The sequence below is a fragment of the Microbacterium sp. STN6 genome, from assembly GCF_026410545.1.
Classification (GTDB): domain Bacteria; phylum Actinomycetota; class Actinomycetes; order Actinomycetales; family Microbacteriaceae; genus Root112D2.
The window spans coordinates 232,055-249,488 of the sequence record NZ_JAPMIT010000004.1; the positions used below are offsets into that span (position 1 = coordinate 232,055).

Annotated in this window: 22 protein-coding genes; 19 read left to right on the forward strand and 3 right to left on the reverse strand. The window is 69.3% G+C overall.

Annotation, left to right across the window (positions count from 1 at the left end; translation table 11 throughout):
* Window positions 1–114: 114 nt before the first annotated feature.
* Genes rplM through glmM form a run of 3 tightly spaced genes read left to right on the forward strand, consistent with a single transcriptional unit; the run spans window position 115 to window position 2,491 of the window.
* The gene (rplM, locus tag OSC27_RS13280; protein WP_267181948.1) at window positions 115–561 is read left to right on the forward strand and encodes a 50S ribosomal protein L13; all 447 of its coding nucleotides are present in this window, start codon (window positions 115–117) and stop codon (window positions 559–561) included.
* A gap of 48 nt (window positions 562–609) precedes the next feature.
* Window positions 610–1,107: a 30S ribosomal protein S9 gene (gene rpsI / locus OSC27_RS13285; RefSeq protein WP_267181949.1), complete on the forward strand. Its 498-nt coding sequence runs from the start codon at window positions 610–612 to the stop codon at window positions 1,105–1,107.
* A gap of 22 nt (window positions 1,108–1,129) precedes the next feature.
* A complete protein-coding gene (gene glmM, locus OSC27_RS13290; RefSeq protein ID WP_267181950.1) occupies window positions 1,130–2,491 on the forward strand; it encodes a phosphoglucosamine mutase in 1,362 nt (453 codons plus the stop codon).
* Window positions 2,492–2,669: 178 nt separating this feature from the next.
* On the opposite strand, the gene coaA is transcribed toward glmM, so the two are convergent.
* Entirely contained in the window at window positions 2,670–3,626 is a 957-nt protein-coding gene (gene coaA, locus OSC27_RS13295) for a type I pantothenate kinase (RefSeq protein WP_267181951.1), read from the reverse strand.
* Window positions 3,627–3,771: 145 nt separating this feature from the next.
* Here coaA and glmS point away from each other — a divergent pair, with 145 nt between their 5' ends.
* The 7 genes from glmS to tsaD all read left to right on the forward strand — a co-directional run bounded on the left by glmS (window position 3,772) and on the right by tsaD (window position 10,000).
* Window positions 3,772–5,622 carry a glutamine--fructose-6-phosphate transaminase (isomerizing) gene (glmS, locus tag OSC27_RS13300; protein WP_267182180.1) on the forward strand — a complete coding sequence of 617 codons (1,851 nt, stop codon included), beginning with the start codon at window positions 3,772–3,774 and terminating at the stop codon, window positions 5,620–5,622.
* 46 nt (window positions 5,623–5,668) lie between these two features.
* Window positions 5,669–6,028, forward strand: coding sequence for a holo-ACP synthase (locus OSC27_RS13305; RefSeq protein WP_267181952.1), 360 nt, complete (start codon window positions 5,669–5,671; stop codon window positions 6,026–6,028).
* On the forward strand, window positions 6,025–7,161 hold the full coding sequence (gene alr, locus OSC27_RS13310) for an alanine racemase (RefSeq protein WP_267181953.1): 1,137 nt from the start codon (window positions 6,025–6,027) through the stop codon (window positions 7,159–7,161). The genes OSC27_RS13305 and alr overlap by 4 nt, the downstream gene beginning before the upstream one ends.
* A 62-nt stretch (window positions 7,162–7,223) precedes the next feature.
* A complete protein-coding gene (gene tsaE, locus OSC27_RS13315; RefSeq protein ID WP_267182181.1) occupies window positions 7,224–7,703 on the forward strand; it encodes a tRNA (adenosine(37)-N6)-threonylcarbamoyltransferase complex ATPase subunit type 1 TsaE in 480 nt (159 codons plus the stop codon).
* A gap of 10 nt (window positions 7,704–7,713) precedes the next feature.
* A complete protein-coding gene (gene tsaB, locus OSC27_RS13320) occupies window positions 7,714–8,334 on the forward strand; it encodes a tRNA (adenosine(37)-N6)-threonylcarbamoyltransferase complex dimerization subunit type 1 TsaB (protein ID WP_267181954.1) in 621 nt (206 codons plus the stop codon).
* Window positions 8,334–8,927 carry a ribosomal protein S18-alanine N-acetyltransferase gene (rimI, locus tag OSC27_RS13325; RefSeq protein ID WP_267181955.1) on the forward strand — a complete coding sequence of 198 codons (594 nt, stop codon included), beginning with the start codon at window positions 8,334–8,336 and terminating at the stop codon, window positions 8,925–8,927. Before tsaB ends, rimI begins: the two co-directional genes overlap by 1 nt.
* Window positions 8,924–10,000 carry a tRNA (adenosine(37)-N6)-threonylcarbamoyltransferase complex transferase subunit TsaD gene (gene tsaD / locus OSC27_RS13330; protein WP_267181956.1) on the forward strand — a complete coding sequence of 359 codons (1,077 nt, stop codon included), beginning with the start codon at window positions 8,924–8,926 and terminating at the stop codon, window positions 9,998–10,000. Before rimI ends, tsaD begins: the two co-directional genes overlap by 4 nt.
* A gap of 21 nt (window positions 10,001–10,021) precedes the next feature.
* Here the strand turns inward: tsaD and OSC27_RS13335 are convergent, their stop codons facing one another.
* Both OSC27_RS13335 and OSC27_RS13340 read right to left on the reverse strand, forming a co-directional pair.
* Window positions 10,022–10,399 (reverse strand): PIN domain-containing protein, encoded by a 378-nt coding sequence (locus OSC27_RS13335; RefSeq protein WP_267181957.1) that lies wholly within the window; start codon window positions 10,397–10,399, stop codon window positions 10,022–10,024.
* The gene (locus OSC27_RS13340; protein WP_267181958.1) at window positions 10,396–10,653 is read right to left on the reverse strand and encodes a CopG family transcriptional regulator; all 258 of its coding nucleotides are present in this window, start codon (window positions 10,651–10,653) and stop codon (window positions 10,396–10,398) included. The genes OSC27_RS13335 and OSC27_RS13340 overlap by 4 nt, the downstream gene beginning before the upstream one ends.
* Before the next feature lie 75 nt (window positions 10,654–10,728).
* Between OSC27_RS13340 and OSC27_RS13345 the strand changes: the two genes are divergently transcribed.
* From OSC27_RS13345 to OSC27_RS13385, 9 genes are all read left to right on the forward strand, one after another.
* Entirely contained in the window at window positions 10,729–11,016 is a 288-nt protein-coding gene (locus OSC27_RS13345; protein ID WP_267181959.1) for a type II toxin-antitoxin system ParD family antitoxin, read from the forward strand.
* Window positions 11,016–11,375: a type II toxin-antitoxin system RelE/ParE family toxin gene (locus OSC27_RS13350; protein WP_267181960.1), complete on the forward strand. Its 360-nt coding sequence runs from the start codon at window positions 11,016–11,018 to the stop codon at window positions 11,373–11,375. Before OSC27_RS13345 ends, OSC27_RS13350 begins: the two co-directional genes overlap by 1 nt.
* 661 nt (window positions 11,376–12,036) lie before the next feature.
* Window positions 12,037–12,249 carry a hypothetical protein gene (locus OSC27_RS13355; RefSeq protein WP_323374136.1) on the forward strand — a complete coding sequence of 71 codons (213 nt, stop codon included), beginning with the start codon at window positions 12,037–12,039 and terminating at the stop codon, window positions 12,247–12,249.
* Between the two features lie 106 nt (window positions 12,250–12,355).
* Window positions 12,356–12,667 carry a transcriptional regulator gene (locus tag OSC27_RS13360; protein WP_267181961.1) on the forward strand — a complete coding sequence of 104 codons (312 nt, stop codon included), beginning with the start codon at window positions 12,356–12,358 and terminating at the stop codon, window positions 12,665–12,667.
* A 33-nt stretch (window positions 12,668–12,700) separates the two neighbouring features.
* The gene (locus OSC27_RS13365) at window positions 12,701–12,949 is read left to right on the forward strand and encodes a hypothetical protein (protein ID WP_267181962.1); all 249 of its coding nucleotides are present in this window, start codon (window positions 12,701–12,703) and stop codon (window positions 12,947–12,949) included.
* Complete coding sequence (locus tag OSC27_RS13370; protein WP_267181963.1) at window positions 12,931–13,086, forward strand: hypothetical protein; 156 nt, start codon at window positions 12,931–12,933, stop codon at window positions 13,084–13,086. Before OSC27_RS13365 ends, OSC27_RS13370 begins: the two co-directional genes overlap by 19 nt.
* A gap of 25 nt (window positions 13,087–13,111) precedes the next feature.
* A complete protein-coding gene (locus tag OSC27_RS13375) occupies window positions 13,112–16,246 on the forward strand; it encodes an alpha-mannosidase (RefSeq protein ID WP_267181964.1) in 3,135 nt (1,044 codons plus the stop codon).
* Window positions 16,247–16,336: 90 nt separating this feature from the next.
* Entirely contained in the window at window positions 16,337–16,729 is a 393-nt protein-coding gene (locus tag OSC27_RS13380) for a DUF4190 domain-containing protein (protein ID WP_267181965.1), read from the forward strand.
* 166 nt (window positions 16,730–16,895) lie between these two features.
* Window positions 16,896–17,411, forward strand: coding sequence for a DUF4190 domain-containing protein (locus tag OSC27_RS13385; RefSeq protein WP_267181966.1), 516 nt, complete (start codon window positions 16,896–16,898; stop codon window positions 17,409–17,411).
* Window positions 17,412–17,434: the final 23 nt, after the last annotated feature.

Consider the following 17,434-nt stretch of genomic DNA (forward strand, 5'->3'; position numbering starts at 1 on the left):
CGCGACACACGAACGTGAGCCCTCCGCCGGTTCGCTCGACGGCATCGCCGCTCGAACAGCCATGGAGTGGGATTCACGAACACCTCCGTTCGACATGAGAAAGCAGCCACTATCGTGACGCGCACTTACACCCCCAAGGCAGCCGAGATCCAGCGCGACTGGATTGTCATCGACGCGACCGACGTCGTGCTCGGTCGTCTCGCCAGCCAGACGGCGATCCTGCTTCGCGGCAAGCACAAGCCCACCTTCGCCAACCACATGGACACCGGCGACTTCGTCATCATCGTCAACGCCGACAAGGTCGCCCTCACCGGCGCCAAGGCGGAGCAGAAGAAGGCATACCGCCACTCGGGTTACCCGGGCGGCCTGAGCGCCGTCAGCTACGCCGAGCTTCTCGAGAAGAACCCGGTTCGCGCCGTCGAGAAGGCCGTTCGCGGAATGCTGCCGAAGAACTCGATCGGTCGCGCCCAGCTCACCAAGCTCAAGGTCTACGCCGGCCCGGAGCACCCGCACGCTGCACAGCAGCCGAAGCCGTTCACCTTCGAGCAGGTCGCGCAGTAAGCGCCCGGCACCGCAGACACAGACTCTAGACAAAGGATTCACACCACCGTGGCGAAGATCGCAGACCAGCTCGACACTCCCCAGGCCGACGCAGCACAGGGCTTCTCAACCGAGACCCCGGCGGCGGCCGAGACCAAGGCCCCCCGCGCCGTACTCAACGTTCCCGGCGCGGCCGTGGGCCGCCGCAAGCAGGCCATCGCCCGCGTGCGCCTCGTTCCCGGCAGCGGCACCATCACGGTCAACGGCCGTGAGTTCGCCGACTACTTCCCCAACAAGCTGCACCAGCAGCTGATCACCGACCCGTTCAAGGTGCTCGACCTGCTCGGCAGCTACGACGTGATCGCCCGCATCACCGGCGGTGGCCCCTCGGGCCAGGCCGGCGCGCTGCGCCTCGGCATCGCGCGTGCGCTCAACGAGATCGACGCTGAGAACAACCGCGCATCGCTGAAGAAGGCCGGCTTCCTCAGCCGTGACGCCCGCGTCAAGGAGCGCAAGAAGGCCGGTCTCAAGAAGGCGCGCAAGGCTCCTCAGTTCTCGAAGCGCTGATCGGCACCCGGCGTACCGATCCATGCCTCGACTCTTCGGAACGGATGGCGTTCGCGGCCTGGCCAACGGCCCGCTGACCGCCGACCTCGCGCTCGGCGTCGCCCAGGCGGCAGCGGTCGTGCTCACGCAGGGTCGCAGCGCGGAGGCGCGCCGGGCCGAGGGCCGCAGGCCCACGGCTGTCGTTGCTCGCGACCCGCGCATCTCGGGTGAGTTCATCTCGGCCGCCGTCGCGGCCGGGCTGGCCTCCTCAGGCATCGATGTGCTCGACGCCGGGGTCATCCCGACCCCGGCGGCGGCGTTCCTCATCGCCGACATCGACGCCGACTTCGGCGTGATGGTCTCGGCATCCCATAACCCGGCGCCCGACAACGGCATCAAGATCTTCGCGCGCGGTGGCCGCAAGCTGCCCGACATCGTCGAGGACCGCATCGAGGAGCACCTCGGCCTGCCCAACCTCACGCCGACGGGCGCGGACGTGGGTCGCATCCGCCGCTTCTCCGACGCCGAAGACCGTTACGTACTGCACCTGCTCGCCAGCCTGCCGCACCGGCTCGACGGCCTGCACGTCGTGCTCGACTGCGCCAACGGCGCCGCCGCCGGCGTCTCGCCCGAGGTGTTCCGCGTGGCGGGCGCAAGGCTCACGATCATCGGTGACGAGCCGGACGGCCTCAACATCAACGATGGCGTGGGCTCGACGCACCTCGATCGCCTCGCCGCCGCCGTCGTCGAAGCGAGAGCGGATATCGGCATCGCCCACGACGGCGACGCCGATCGGTGCCTCGCCATCGACGCCGAGGGCAACATCGTCGACGGCGACCGCATCATGGCGATTCTCGCGCTCGGCATGGCGGAGCGAGGCGCCCTGCGGGACAACACGCTCGTGACCACCGTCATGAGCAACCTGGGCCTGCGCGTCGCCATGGAGCAGCACGGCATCCGCACCGTGCAGACCAAGGTGGGCGACCGGTATGTGCTCGAGGAGATGAACGAGCACGAGTACTCGCTGGGCGGCGAGCAGAGCGGCCACGTGATCATGCGCGACTTCGCCACCACGGGCGACGGCATCCTCACCGGAATCCAGCTCGTGAGCCAGATGGCACGCACCCGCAAGAGCCTCGCCGAACTCGCGTCGGTCATGACGGTGTTCCCGCAGACGCTGGTGAACGTGCGCGACGTCGACCACCACCGGCTCGAGGGCGACGAGACGATCGCCGCCGCCGTGGCGGATGCCGAGCGCGAGCTGGGCGCATCCGGTCGCGTGCTGCTGCGGCCATCCGGAACTGAACCGATGGTGCGCGTGATGGTCGAGGCGGAGGCCACCGAGACAAGCGACCGCATCGCGCACCGCCTCGCGGACGTGGTGCGCGGCGCCCTCGGTTCCTGAGCGGATTGAGGAGCTCGCGCAGCGGGCGTCTCGAAATCGTGCGGCGCAGGGGTTTCGAGACGGCGCTTCGCGCCTCCTCAACCTGCGTGGAGATTGAGGAGCTCGCGCAGCGAGCGTCTCGAAATCGTGCGGCGCAGGGGTTTCGAGACGGCGCTTCGCGCCTCCTCAACCCACTCTCTCAGAGCTTGCGGAGGAGGACCGAGCTCACCGTGTGATCGGCGCCCTTGCGCAGCACGAGCTTGGCGCGCGAGCGCGTGGGCCGAATGTTCTGCACGAGGTTCGGCTCATTGATGCTGCGCCAGATCTCGCTCGCGCGCTCGCGCGCCTCGGCCTCCGTCAAGCTCGCGTAGCGGTGAAAGTACGACTTCGGGTTGGCGAACGCGCCGCGCTGCAGCTTCAGGAACCGCTCTTCATACCAGGTGGCGATGTCGCGGGTGCGCGCATCCACGTAGACACTGAAGTCGAACAGGTCGCTCACGGCCAGCCGGTTGCCGCCGCCACCCGCCGGCTGCAGCACGTTGAGCCCCTCGACGATGAGCACGTCGGGCTGGCGCACGACCACCTGCGCCCCCGGCACGATGTCGTAGCTCAGGTGCGAGTAGAACGGCGCACGCACCTCGGGTGCCCCCGACTTCACGGCGGTCACGAAACGCAGCAGGGCCCGCCGGTCGTACGACTCGGGGAAGCCTTTGCGCTCCATGAGTCCGCGACGCTCGAGCTCGGCATTCGGCAGCAAGAACCCGTCGGTCGTGACGAGCTCGACGCGCGGGGTCTCCTCCCACCGAGCGAGCAGTTCGCGCAGCAGGCGCGCGATGGTCGACTTGCCGACCGCGACCGAGCCCGCGACGCCGATGACGAACGGGGTGCTCTTCGCCCGCTCGCCGAGGAAGTCGCTCGTGACCCTGTGCAGCGCCTTCGTGCCCGAGACGTAGAGGTTGAGCAGTCGGCTGAGCGGCAGATACACCTCGGTGACCTCGCGCATGTCGAGCGGATCGCCCAGCCCGCGCAGCTGAACCAGCTCGGTTTCGGTGAGCGGCAGTGGTGCGCTCTGCGCCAGCTCTGACCATTCCGCACGCCCGATCTCGACGAACGGGGTGGTCTGGCCGTTGTCGGCGCCTGAGCCTGTCTCAGCCATAGGCGACCATTCTATGGGGCGGATGCCGCATGCCCTGCCGGGCATGCGCGCGTCGCTCGCGCATCCGCTCGTGTCTGGGCTCGAGCATTCGCGCATCAGGCAATCGTCAGAGAGCCGGCCGCCCGTACGTCTAAACTCTGTATTCATGTGTGGAATCGTGGGTTACGTGGGTCATGAGCGAGCCCTCGAGGTGCTTCTCGGCGGGCTCAAGCGGCTGGAATACCGGGGCTACGACTCGGCTGGCGTCGCGGTCATCGACCCCGCCGGCGACCTGCACGTGGCGAAGAAGGCGGGCCGGCTGTCGGCGCTGACCGACGAGCTGCGCGCGCACCCGATCGGCGACGGCGCGACCGGCATCGGCCACACGCGCTGGGCGACGCACGGCGGCCCGACTGACGTCAACGCGCACCCGCACCTGGGCGACGAGGGCAGGCTCGCCGTGATCCACAACGGCATCATCGAGAACTTCGCGGCGCTGAAAGAGGAGCTGCTCGCTGCCGGCGAGACGTTTGAGAGCGAGACCGACACCGAGGTCGCGGCCATTCTGCTCGGTCGTGAGTACCGGGCAACGGGTGACCTCGTCGAGGCGTTCCGGCGCGTCGTGGGGCGGCTCGAGGGCGCGTTCACCATTCTCGCCACCCACCAGGAGCAGCCGGGCGTGGTCGTCGGCGCTCGCCGCAACTCGCCGCTCGTGATCGGGCTGGGCGACGGCGAGAACTTCCTCGGCTCCGACGTCGCCGCGTTCGTCGAGCACACCCGCCGTGCGGTCGCGATCGGGCAGGACCAGATTGTCACCATCACGCCGGAATCGGTCACCGTCACCGACTTCGCCGGCGAGAGCGTCGAGGTCGACGCGTTCGATGTCGCCTGGGACGCCTCGGCCAGCGAGAAGGGCGGCTGGTCGAGCTTCATGGCCAAGGAGATCAGCGAGGAGCCCGAGGCGGTGGCCAACACCATCCGCGGCCGCATCGAGGATGGCCACGTGAGTGTGCCCGAGCTCGACGCCCTGGGCGACGGGGTGCTCGCCGGAATCGACCGCATCATCATCGTGGCGTGCGGCACCGCCGCCTACGCCGGCATGGTGGGCCGCTATGCCATCGAGAAATGGTCGCGCGTGCCCGTCGAGGTCGACCTGAGCCACGAGTTCCGCTACCGCGAGCCGGTGCTCACGCCCACGACGCTGGTCATCTCGATCAGCCAGTCCGGCGAGACCATGGACACGCTCATGGCTGTCAAGTACGCGCGGGAGGCCGGCGCGGTGGCCGTCTCGGTGTGCAACACGCAGGGCGCGACGATTCCCCGCGAGTCGGATGCCGCCGTGTACACGCACGCCGGCCCCGAGGTCGCGGTCGCCTCGACCAAGGCGTTCGTTGCGCAGATCACGGCCCTCTATCTGTTCGGCCTGCACCTGGCGCGCGTGCGCGGCACCATGAGCGAGGCCCAGCTGACCGCCGCGACCGACGAGCTCACGGCCATTCCGGCCAAGCTCGCGCAGACGCTCAAGGCTTCCGAAGTCATCGAGCCCCTGGCCAAATGGATGGCCGATTCCCGCGCCGTGCTGTTCCTCGGCCGGCACGTCGGGTATCCGATCGCCCTCGAGGGCGCGCTGAAGCTCAAGGAGCTCGCCTACATTCATGCCGAGGGCTTCGCCGCGGGCGAGCTGAAGCACGGCCCGATCGCGCTCATCGAGGCGGGTCAGCCCGTCTTCGTCGTGGTGCCGAGCCCGCGTGGCTCCGCGGAGATGCACAAGAAGGTCGTCTCGAACATCCAGGAGATCCGCGCGCGCGGCGCCCGCGTGATCGCCATCGCCGAGCAGGGCGACGCCGCGGTGCTGCCGTTCGCCGACGAGGTCGTGGCGATCCCGCTCGCAGCGCCTCTGTTCGAGCCGCTGCTCGCGGTGATTCCGCTGCAGATCTTCGCCATGGAGCTCGCCGCGGCCAAGGGTCTCGACGTCGACCAGCCGCGCAACCTGGCGAAGTCGGTCACGGTCGAGTAATCGAGGCGGTGCGGCGGCAGCGCCGACGGCCAGGAAGGGGCAGCGCGTGATCGCGGGCATCGGGATCGACATCGTCGATCTCGCGCGTTTCAACCGCGCGGTCTCGCGTACGCCGCGCCTCTCCGAGCGTCTCTTCGTCGCTGCCGAACGCGAACGACCGCTTCCTTCGCTTGCCGCGCGCTTCGCGGCGAAGGAGGCCCTCATCAAGGCGCTCGGCGGCTCGGAGGGCGTGCACTGGCACGACGTCGAGGTCGTCGCCGACGCCGAGGGCGACCCGGGGTTCCGCACGCACGGCGCGCTCACCGACCTGCTCGCGGCTCGCGGCATCACCCGGCTGCACCTGAGCATGACGCACGACGCGGGCGTGGCCTGCGCCTTCGTTGTCGCCGAACGGGATGCGCCGTGAGCGGCGGGTTCCGCGAGGCGAGCATCGACCTCGCGGCGATTCGCCGCAACGTGCAGCAGCTGCGCCGCACCATCGGCACCGAGCACACCATGGCCGTCGTCAAGGCCAACGGGTACGGGCACGGCGCCGTGCCGAGCGCGCAGGCGGCGCTCGCCGGGGGCGCCGACTGGCTCGGTGTCGCCGATGTGACAGAGGCGCTTGAGCTGCGGGCTGGCGGCGTGGACGCCCCGATCCTCGCCTGGCTGCACGAACCCGATGCCGACTTCGGCGAGGCGGTCGCCGCGGGCATCGACATCGGCGTCTCCTCGGCACGGCAGCTGCGGCAGGCGGCGGATGCGGCCGAGCGGGTGCGCGGTGCGGTCGTGGACCGGCCGCCGGCATTCGTTCACCTGAAACTCGAGACGGGGCTCGGCCGCAACGGGGTCTCGCCCGAGGACTGGGCGGCCGTGTGCGCTGAGGCGGCCGCGCTGGAGCGGACCGGCGTCGTTCGGGTGCGGGGCGTCTTCAGCCACCTCTCGAACGCGTCGGCAGAGGACGACAACCGGGCGCTCGACCGTTTCGATGCCGGGCTGGGTGTGGCCCGCGCGGCCGGGCTCGCCCCCGAGTTGGTGCACGTGGCCGCGACGGCCGCCGCGCTGCGCCTGCCGCGGGCGCGTTACAACACGGTGCGACTCGGCATCGGCATCTACGGGCTTTCGCCCTTCGATGACGCGGATTCGGCCTCGCTCGGCCTCACCCCGGCCATGACGCTCGGCGGCCGCATTGCCGCGGTGCGTCGCGTGGAGGCGGGCGCGGGCGTCTCGTACGACTACACGTACCGCACATCACGGGAGACGACGCTGGCGCTTGTTCCCCTCGGCTACGCGGAAGGTATTCCGCGCGCGGCATCCAATGGCGGTGCCGTGTGGGTCAACGGTCGAACGTATGCCGTCGCGGGGCGCGTGGCCATGGATCAGTTCGTTCTCGATGTGGGTGACGCCGAGGTGAGCGTGGGTGACGCGGCCGTTCTCTTCGGCGATCCGGCGACCGGGGTGCCCGCGGTTGAGGAATGGGCGCGCGCGGCCGGCACCATCAACTACGAGATCGTCACGCGCATCGGCCCCCGCGTCGAGCGGCGGTACGTGGGCCGATGAGCGGGCACGACGAGGGCGCGCACGACGAGCGGATGCGCGACGAAGGCGCGCGGGACGAGCGGATGCCGCAGGGGGCCAACACCGTCGCCACTCCCGAGCAGATGGAACAGCTGGGCCGCCGCCTCGCCGCCTGGCTGGAGCCCGGCGATCTCGTCGTTCTCACCGGCCCGCTCGGCGCGGGCAAGACCACCCTCACCCGCGGGCTGGGCGAGGGCCTGAACGTGCGCACCCCCATCACGAGCCCCACCTTCGTGCTTGCCCGAACGCATCCGAGCCTCGTGGGCGGTGCCCCGCTCGTGCACGTCGACGCCTACCGGCTCGGCAGCGCCATGGAACTCGACGACCTCGACATCGACTTCGCCCGCTCGATCACGGTGGTGGAGTGGGGCGATGGGCTGCTCGACGGCGTCGCGGAGTCGTGGCTCGACGTCGCGATCGCGCGGCCGACCGGCGCCACAGGCGCCGACGTCGCTCTTGACGCTCCCGAGCCCCGCACCGTCACCATCACCGGGCACGGCCCCCGCTGGCGCTCGGGCAATTAGGCTGGAAGACGTGCTTCTCGCCATCGACACCTCCGCAGGATCGGCCGTTTCGGTCGTCGATCGTGACCGCGGGGTTCTCGCCGAGGCATCCGTTGCCGACACGATGCGGCACGCCGAGGTCATCGGCTCCCTGATCCGCGAATGCCTCGACGCGTCGGGCGTCGCTGTGTCGGCGCTCTCCGGGGTCGCGGTCGGCATGGGGCCCGGGCCGTTCACCGGTCTGCGCGTCGGCATCGCCGCGGCGCGCGCCTTCGCACTCGGTGCGGGCAAGCCGGTCATACCGGTGGTGAGCCACGACGCGATCGCCTTCGAGAAGTACCGGGACGGCGCGCACGGCGGCCTGCTCGTGGTCACCGACGCCCGGCGTCGCGAACTCTACTGGTCGGCCTACGTCGGCGTCGACGACGTCGGCCTGCCGCTTCGCGAGGACGGCCCCGGCCTCGCCAAGCCCGACGACGTGCCGCACGCCGGCCTCGCGCGATTCGATGCCGCGACCGTCTCGGCAGGCGCGCTCGGCATGCTCGCCGAGAGCCTCTACGCGCACGGCCGCCCGTTCGCGGGAGAGGAGCCGCTCTACCTGCGCTCGCCCGACGTCACGCTCTCGACCGGCCCGAAGCGGGTGAATAGCTGATGCGCGACACCATCTGGCAGCTGCGCTACGCGACGCCCGACGACCTCGACGCCATCATGGGCATCGAGACGGCGACGTTCACGAGTGACGCCTGGTCGCGTGAGTCCATGGCCGCCGAGCTCGCGAACGAGCACGCCCGCTACATCGTGGCGTTCGACGCAGAAGAGGCGGATGCGGTGGCCGGCTACGCGGGCCTCCTCGCCCCGCGAGGTGGTACCGACGGCGACATCCAGACCATCGCGGTAGCCGAGACGGCGCGGCGGCGTGGGCTCGGCCGCGCCATGCTCGCCCACTTGGTCGACGTTGCCCGCCGTCGCGGCGTGCGGGACCTGTTCCTCGAGGTGCGCGCCGACAACCCGCCGGCGCAGCATCTCTACCACTCGTTCGGCTTCGAGAAGCTCGCCGTACGGCGCGGCTACTACCAGCCGGACAACATCGACGCGATCGTGATGCGGCTGCGCATCCCTGAGCCGGTAACGACCGTGGCCAGCAACGAGCACGCGGCAGCGCACGCAAGCGCGCAGACGGCGCACGACGCCACCGCGCACGCGGCGACGGCCTCCACGGCCAGCGGCCCGGAGGCTCGCGCATGAACCGCGAGCAGCCCCTCGTTCTCGGCATCGAGACCTCGTGCGACGAGACCGGCATCGGCATCGTTCGCGGCACCCGCCTGCTCGCCAACACCATCTCGTCGTCAATGGAGCAGCACGCCCGTTACGGCGGCGTCGTGCCCGAGGTTGCCGCGCGCGCACACCTCGAGGAACTGGTGCCCGCGCTCGACGCGGCCGTCGCGGACGCGGGCATCCGCCTGGCCGACATCGACGCGGTGGCCGTGACGAGCGGCCCCGGCCTGGCGGGCGCCCTCATGGTGGGCGTCGGCGCGGCCAAGGCGCTCGCCCTCTCGCTCGGCAAGCCGCTTTACGCCGTCAACCATCTCGTCGGCCACGTCGGCGCCGACCTGCTCGATGCCGACGGCGGCCCGGGCCGCTCCATCGAGCTGCCGACTATCGCGCTGCTCGTCTCGGGCGGGCACACGTCGCTGCTGCACGTGCGCGATTTGGTGAGCGACGTCGAGCTGCTCGGCGAGACCATCGACGACGCGGCGGGGGAGGCCTTCGACAAGGTGGCACGTGTTCTGGGACTGCCATACCCGGGCGGCCCGCAGATCGACCGGCTGGCGGCCGAGGGTGACCCGAAGGCCATCCGCTTCCCCCGCGGCCTCAGCCTGCCGAAAGACATGGCGAAGCACCGCTACGACTTCTCGTTCTCGGGCCTGAAGACGGCCGTCGCCCGGTGGGTGGAGCAGAGGCAGGATGCCGGTGAGCCGGTGCCAGCCGAAGACGTCGCCGCGAGCTTCCGCGAGGCCGTCGCCGACGTGCTACTGACGAAGGCTGTGAACGCGTGCGTGGAGCGCGGCGTGCCCCGGCTCCTGCTCGGCGGCGGCGTCGTCGCGAACGCCCGCGTGCGGCAGCTCGCCGCAGAGCGCACCGCGGCGGCGGGCATCGCCCTGCGCATCCCCGCCCTATCGCTCTGTACCGACAACGGGGCGATGATCGCGGCGCTCGGCGCGCAACTGATCATGGCGGGGCACGAGCCTTCCGGCCTCGACTTTGGCGCAGACTCGACGCTGCCCGTCACCGAGATCCAGGTGGCGGCCGGCGAGTAGTTCAGCGCTACTCCTGCCGATTCAATACGGTGACGACAGGGTCGCGAACATCGGAAAATGCTTGACGTTTCGCGTGAGCAATCGAGCGTCAAGCGCGAGTGCCGTCGCGGCGATAGCGAGATCTGCGGAATCGATTCCGCGGTGAGAAGGCAACCACTGCCGTCCGAGTTCGCCCGCGATCTCGGCGAGCTGCTCGCCCAGCGGGTGCCAGGTGAAAACCCGGAGAAGCCCTCGTGTAGCGTCTTCCTCGCTGCGCCGCATGCCGGCCAGCACTTCCAGACGGGTCATCTCGCTTGCGTGCAGTGGGCCGGCAGAGCGCGCGTCATGGAGGACCCTGACGGCGGCCGGATTGCCTCGGAGAACATCGATAATGACCGAGGTGTCGACGACGACCGTCATGTGTCGGCTGCTTCGCCCAGCCGACTGCCGGAGCGAAGGTTCTCGACGTAGCCCTCGCCATCGAATTCGCGCCCATTCCAGATCCCGTGTGCCGCATCGATCGCCCGCAGGTCATCTTCGACAGACCGTGCAGGGCTGTATGTCTTGGTGACGGCATCACGGATGAGCGCGGAAATCGAGCGCCCCGTGCGCGCCGCCTCTGCGTCAAGGAGTCGACGCTCCTCGGGGGTGAGCGAAATCTGAGTGCGCAGCATGATGTAATGTTACATCACACGACGAGCCTTCCGAACAGTGTGTGATGGCATAAACTGCCAATGGAGGTGGTTGCCGTGGCAACGAGGAACGTGGTTCTGAGTCAACACCAGCACGAACTCGTCGAGTCGTGGGTGCAGTCCGGGCGCTATCAGAATGCCAGCGAAGTGCTGCGCGAAGGTCTTCGGCTCCTGGAACGCCAGGAGATGGAGGATGCGGCCAAGCTTGCTGCGCTGCGCGATGCGGCTCAAAAAGGCTGGTCAGATCTCGCCGGGGGGCGTTACGACGACATTGCCGATGAGAACCTCGACGACTTCATCGGGCAACTCGGCCTCCGCGCGGCGCAGGATCACCCCGCCCTGTGATGGCGAAATATCGCCTCACTCATGCCGCCCAGGCCGATATCGTCGCGATCCTCGCATGGTCCCAGGAACAGTTCGGCATGGAAGCACGAAACCGCTACGAGGTACTGATCGCCACTGACATCCGCGACGCCGCGTCGCGCACCGACAACATCGGGCATACCCTGCGACCTGAATTGGGCGACGGCGTGTTCTCCTGGCATCTGGCGCAGAGCCGCACGCGCGCCCCCGGAAAGACCGTCCACCGACCGCGACACTTCCTCCTCTGTCGTCGCGACGGCGACGTGCTCGTCATCGGCCGACTGCTTCATGACGCGATGGAACTGCGACGACACGTCGATCCACAACACGCTTGGGACTAGCCGCCCGCGGGTCATGCCGTGAGAAGCGATCCCACCGGTGTCGCCGCGCGGCCCGGCTCCGGATGCCCTGCATGCACCACCCTGCAGTACCGGTACCAGAGCGCGATGAACGGCGGATGGTCCGGCTGGTCCGGGTGGGGCGGCTCACAATCCATGTCGCGTGGCCTGAACCAGGGATCCCTGTTCGAGGTCAACGCACAAACACGATGCACCAACGCGACCCACGTCGGCCCGTCACCGGCAGCCGCGCACGCCCAAGCGGTGCACGCGATTACGACCGCACCCGGCACGCCATGGCTGAGCGTGCCAGCATCCGCCGTCGCCGGACCACGATTCACCATCTCGACCGGCCCATCCGGAGCGGTATGCCCGGCCGGGACATCAACCCACTACGACCTGTACAACACGTATTCGCAGGCGCCATCCGACGGGAACGTCGCACCAGGCGCCGCGTTCTACACCAGCGACTACTGGCCGAACCCGACATCCGTCAACTACTACTCGCACGCCTACTGCTACACAAACTGGACCACCGGGCCATGGTTAGGCGTGAGAAGCGCCCACATCTCCGTCGTCGCGCCTCCGCCAGCGCTCGGGAAGCCTGGCGGACCGATCGCGTACAACGTCGGCACTGGCTCCGGATGTGTGTGGCCCGGCGGCTATGTTCCCCAGGTCGGCGTCGGGTTCCGAATCAACGCATATAACGATCCCCGCGCAGGCCGGCAACTACTGGAACGGCGAGGCCATGAAGACCGTGAACTACAACGACCTCGACAAGACACCGGATGCTGTCGCAAGCACCACGGCGTCGATGGCGGCCAACGCGACCCACCTCGCGCGCCTGCTCGCGAAGGAGCAGTACCCCGCGAGCTGAGCTCGCCACTCGTGTCTCAGGACGCACGCCACGAAGTTCTGGGCGCTGTGCCGCCGGTAGAATGGCGACATCAGATGCAAGCAGTGAGCAGGGGAGGGCGAGCCAGATGAGCGATCGCGTGCTGTTCCAGGACGTCATCCCCTACGACGTGCCTTCGTCACTCGCCGAACTGCGCGGGCCGGCATCCGGATGGATGCTCTTGCCACACTCGATCTACTGGGGTCCAGAGCCCGCCATGAACCTCGATGCGGTTGATGACCGATCAATGGCGTATCAGGCGATCGTGCGAGAGGGAACCGCTGCCCAACAAGCCGAGTTGCTGAACGCCGGCTTGCTATTAGGGTTGTGGCCGTCGTTACGTCTGCCGGCACGTTGCCGCGCGGCGTGGGAGTCCCGATTTCCTGAATTGGCCGTCTGACCATTGGCTGATTCGACCAAGCACCAGCGGGACGTGACCCGGCTGTTGCTTTCCATTGTCGGCGACGCTGGGTTCGCCCTGGCCGGCTCGGGCGCGATCCGCGAGCATGGCGTGACGTCGAGGCCGACGGAAGACGTCGATCTGTTTACGTCACGTGTCGGTCTGGAGAGCTTCGCCCGAGCCATCGAGCGGGGAACGAAGGCATTGCAGGACGCCGGGTATCTGAGCTCGTCGCCGAGCGGGATGCAGGATTCGAGCGACCCATGTTCGCCGCGCAGCTGAATAGGGTGCGTGAGCTCACGGAACGTCAGGTGAGTCGGTACGGCGTGGATGCCGACCAGCTAACCGGCATCAAGGCGCGTCTGATCGAATGGTCGACGCGGCTGCAGCGACCGGATGCTGGGGAGAGCTTCACGTAGCGTTCATTCAATCAAGGGGACCCCCGTGCATCACAATGCGGAACTCGTCGAAAAGCGCGTCGCCCGGTTCGTGCGCGAGCGGATCGAGCCTGCGCTGTACCGGCAGGCCCGGCCGCTCGAAGTGACGGCATGGGAGGTTCCCGACGAGCCGGTGCCGTTCGCCGAGGCCGTGCCCCAGCGGTTCGAGCCATTCGCCACAGGCACCGCCTGGGGCAAGCCGTGGGGCACGACCTGGTTCCACGTGACAGGGAGCGTGCCGGCCGAGTGGCGAGGTGAACGGCTGCGAGCCGAGGGGCTGCGTGCCGAGGTCATCGTCGACCTCGGCTTCTCGTCGGTGAAGGACGGCTTTCAGGCGGAGGGACTCGTGTACACGCGAAACGGCCGCATCGTGAAGGCGGTCGAGCCCCTGAACAGGCACATTCGGCTTGAGGCGGTCGAGACGCTCGAGGCGCTCGAGGCGCTCGAAACGCTCGGCCCCAGCGGCGACGCGATCGACTTCTACATCGAGGCGGCCTCGAACCCCGACATGGGCAGCGATTGGGCATTCGCGCCCACACCCATGGGCGACAAGGCGACCGCGGGCACCGCACCGATCTACGTGCTGCGTCGGATCGACCTCGCGCTGCGCGCTGAGACCGTGTGGCGGCTCGACGCGGATATCCGAAGCCTGCGGGGCCTGCTCGGCGAGTTGCCCCGCGATTCGACGCGAGCCGCGCAGATCCTGCGCGCACTCGAGAGTGCGGTCGACGCGGTCGATCCCGACGACGTGGCGGGCACGGCGGTGACGGCACGGGCGGCGCTCGCGGGAGTGCTGGCCGCGCCCGCGGCATCCGGCGCCCATCGCATCACCGCAGTGGGGCACGCCCACATCGACTCGGCGTGGCTGTGGCCGACGCGCGAGACCATTCGCAAGTGCGCCCGCACCTTCTCGAACGTGCTCGACCTCATGGACGAGCACGACGACTTCGTCTTCGCGTGCTCCTCTGCCCAGCAGTATGCGTGGGTCGAGCAGGCGTACCCCGAGCTCTTCGAACGCATTCGCCAGCGCGTGGCCGAGGGGCGCTTCATCCCGGTGGGCGGCATGTGGGTCGAATCCGACACCAACATGCCGGGCGGCGAGGCGCTCGCGCGCCAGTTCGTCATGGGCTCCGGCTACTTTCTGCGCACCTTCGGCGTCGCTTCGAGCACCGGCTGGCTGCCGGACTCGTTCGGCTACTCGGGCGCCCTGCCGCAGATCATGGCCGCCGCCGGCATCACCGAGTTCCTCACTCAGAAGATCTCGTGGAACGAGACCAACGCCTTCCCGCACCACACCTTCGAGTGGGAGGGCATCGACGGCACCCGCATCTTCACGCACTTCCCGCCGGTCGACAGGTACAACTCCGACCTCTCGGCTGCCGATCTCGCCCACGCCGAACGCACCTTCGCCGACAAGGGCGCCGCGAACTCGTCGCTCGTGCCGTTCGGCTACGGCGACGGGGGCGGCGGGCCGACGCGAGAGATGCTCGCGGCCGCCGCCCGCACCGCGTCGCTCGAGGGCTCGCCTGCCGTGCGCATCCAGACCCCGAAGCGCTTCTTCGACGAGGCGCGAGCCGAGTACCGCAACCCGCCCGTGTGGTCGGGCGAGCTCTACCTCGAATTCCACCGCGGTACATACACCTCGCAGGCGCGCACCAAACGCGGCAACCGCGACAGCGAGCGGATGCTGCGCGAAGCCGAACTGTGGGCGACGACCGCGGCCGTGCGGCTCGGCGCCCCCTACCCGTACGACGAGCTCGAGGAGGCGTGGCGGCAGGTGCTGCTCGGGCAGTTCCACGACATCCTGCCCGGCACCGCGATCGCCTGGGTGTATCGCGACGCCGAGGCTGCCTACGCGCGCGTGGCCGAGCAGCTCGAGCGCGTCATCGCGCGGGCGATCGGCGCGCTCGCCGAGGGCTCGAGCCCAGAGGCAGCGGATGCCGGTGGCGGCGACCCTGCGGCCACCGGCGACGCGCCCCGCAGCGCCCGGTACAACGCCTCGCCGTTCGAGGTGGACGGGGTGCCACCGCTGGGCGCGGGCGCGGCCGAGCGTGGCGGCGCCGCCGTACGGCTCGAGCGTGCGGGGGATGGGCTCGTGATGGCGAACGACCGCGTGCGGGTCGAGTTGGACGGGTCGGGGCGCATCCGCTCTGCCGTTGATCTGGCGAGCGGTCGCGAGGCGATCGCGCCGGGCGAGGCGGCCGCCGAGCTGCAGGTGTTCCGCGATACGCCGACCCAGTGGGACGCGTGGGACATCGACGAGCACTATCGCCGGCACGGCCAGGCGCTCGGCGAGCCGGCGGCGCTCGAGGTGGTCGCAGAGGGGCCGGAGCGGGTGGCCGTTCGCGTCGACCGCGAGTTCGGGGCGTCGCGCATCAGCCAGGAGTTCGCGCTCGAGGCCGGCCACGCGGCGCTTCAGATCACCACACGCGTCGACTGGCACGAGCGGCAGAAGCTGCTGAAGCTCGCGTTCCCCCTCGACGTGCACGCCGATTCCGCCACCTCAGAGGTGCAGTTCGGTCACGTGCGGCGGCCCATCCACCAGAACACGTCGTGGGATGCCGCCCGCTTCGAAACCGTCGCGCACCGCTGGGTGCACGTGGGCGAGCCCGGCTTCGGCGTGGCCCTCGCCAACGACGCAACGTACGGCCACGACATCACACGGCACCCGCGCGCAGGCGGCGGCACCATGGTTCTCGTGCGCCAATCGCTCGTGCGGGCGCCGCTCTACCCCGACCCCGAGGCCGATCAGGGCGAGCACGTGTTCCGCTCGTCGCTCGTTGCGGGTGCCGAGATAGCGGATGCGGTGCGCGAGGGTTACCGCCTGAATCTGCCGTTGCGCAGCGGCGGGGGCAGCGTCGATCCGCTCGTTCGCGTTCAGGGCGACGGCGTGCTCGTCGAGGCGGTGAAGCTCGCCGAGGACCGCTCGGGCGACATCATCGTGCGGCTTTACGAGGCCTACGGCAGGCGCACCGCGGCGACGGTGACGATCGACGCGGCGGCGGGTGGCGACATCGTCGAGACCGACCTGCTCGAGCGAGAGCTATCCCAGCCGCCGGCGCTCACTGCCGTCGACGGTGCGACGGCATCGCTCGCGCTGCGGCCGTTCCAGCTCGTGACGCTGCGCGCGCGAGTCGGGTGAGGGCGCGGCGGGGCGCATCCGCTCGTCGTGTCGGAAGCCGGCATGCACAGCGGCTTTCCCGCGCGGGCAGGCGGCCGATAGTCTCTGTGCATGAGCTCCGTTCCCCCGCCCGAGACCCCGCAGCCCTCCACGCAGGCCCAGCCGTACGGGCAGCAGCAGCCGTATGGACAGGCCCAGCCATACGGTCAGGCGCCGTACGGCTACGCCCCGCCTCGCCCCACCAACGTGCTCTCGATCATCACCCTCGTGCTCTCGCTCGTCGGCGTCAGCATCGGCGCCGTGATCACGGGCCACATCTCGCTCTCGCAGATCCGCAAGACCGCCGAGCAGGGCCACGGCATGGCGGTGGCCGGCCTCATCATCGGCTACGTGGGCTGCGCCTTCTGGCTCATCGCCATCGCCGTATGGATCATCGCCCTGTTCATTCCCCTGTTCCTGCTCGGAACCACAGGCGGTCTCGAGCACAGCTACGTGAATTCCTGAGCGGATGCCGCGGCGCACCGCCGTCGTCGGCTGACCGCCATGGGGAGTCCTCTCCATTGACGCCCCTCGGGGGCCGTGTCACTATGGGCGCGAAGGCAACAGTGTTCATGCCGGAACGATCATGCGTTCGTGCACGAGCACTCACACACCGAGAGGAGATTGGTCGATGACCGATCCGAACGTCCCCAACGAGGAGCAGCCGGGCGGCCCCGGCCAGGGCGGGCCGGTTCCGCCCACGCCACCGCAGGCTCCGGTCGCCCCGCCGCAGGCTCCGGCCGCGCCGCCCGTGGGAACGCCGTACGGCCAGCCGGCCGCTCCCGGTGCCGACCAGCAGCCGTATGGCCAGCCGTACGGCGGCGCGCCTCAGAACCCGTACGCCCAGGCGCCCGCGCCCCGCAAGGCGCCCGTGCTGAGCATCATCTCGCTCCTCGCCGGTATTGTCGGGCTGCTCGGCTTCTGGGTCGTGTTCATCCCGTTCGTCGGCTCGATCATGCAGCTGTTCATCCCTGCCGCCGCCGTCGTGCTCGGCTTCCTGGGCAAGAAGAAGGAGCCCACGGCAAAGGGCATGTGGCTCACGGGCATCATTCTGGGCTTCGTCGGCCTCGTGATCGCGGTGCTTGGGTTCGTGTTCTGGGTCATCATTGCCGCCTCGGGCGCGTTGAACAACTCGTACACGTACTGATCCCTCAGCACAGCAAGGGCCGG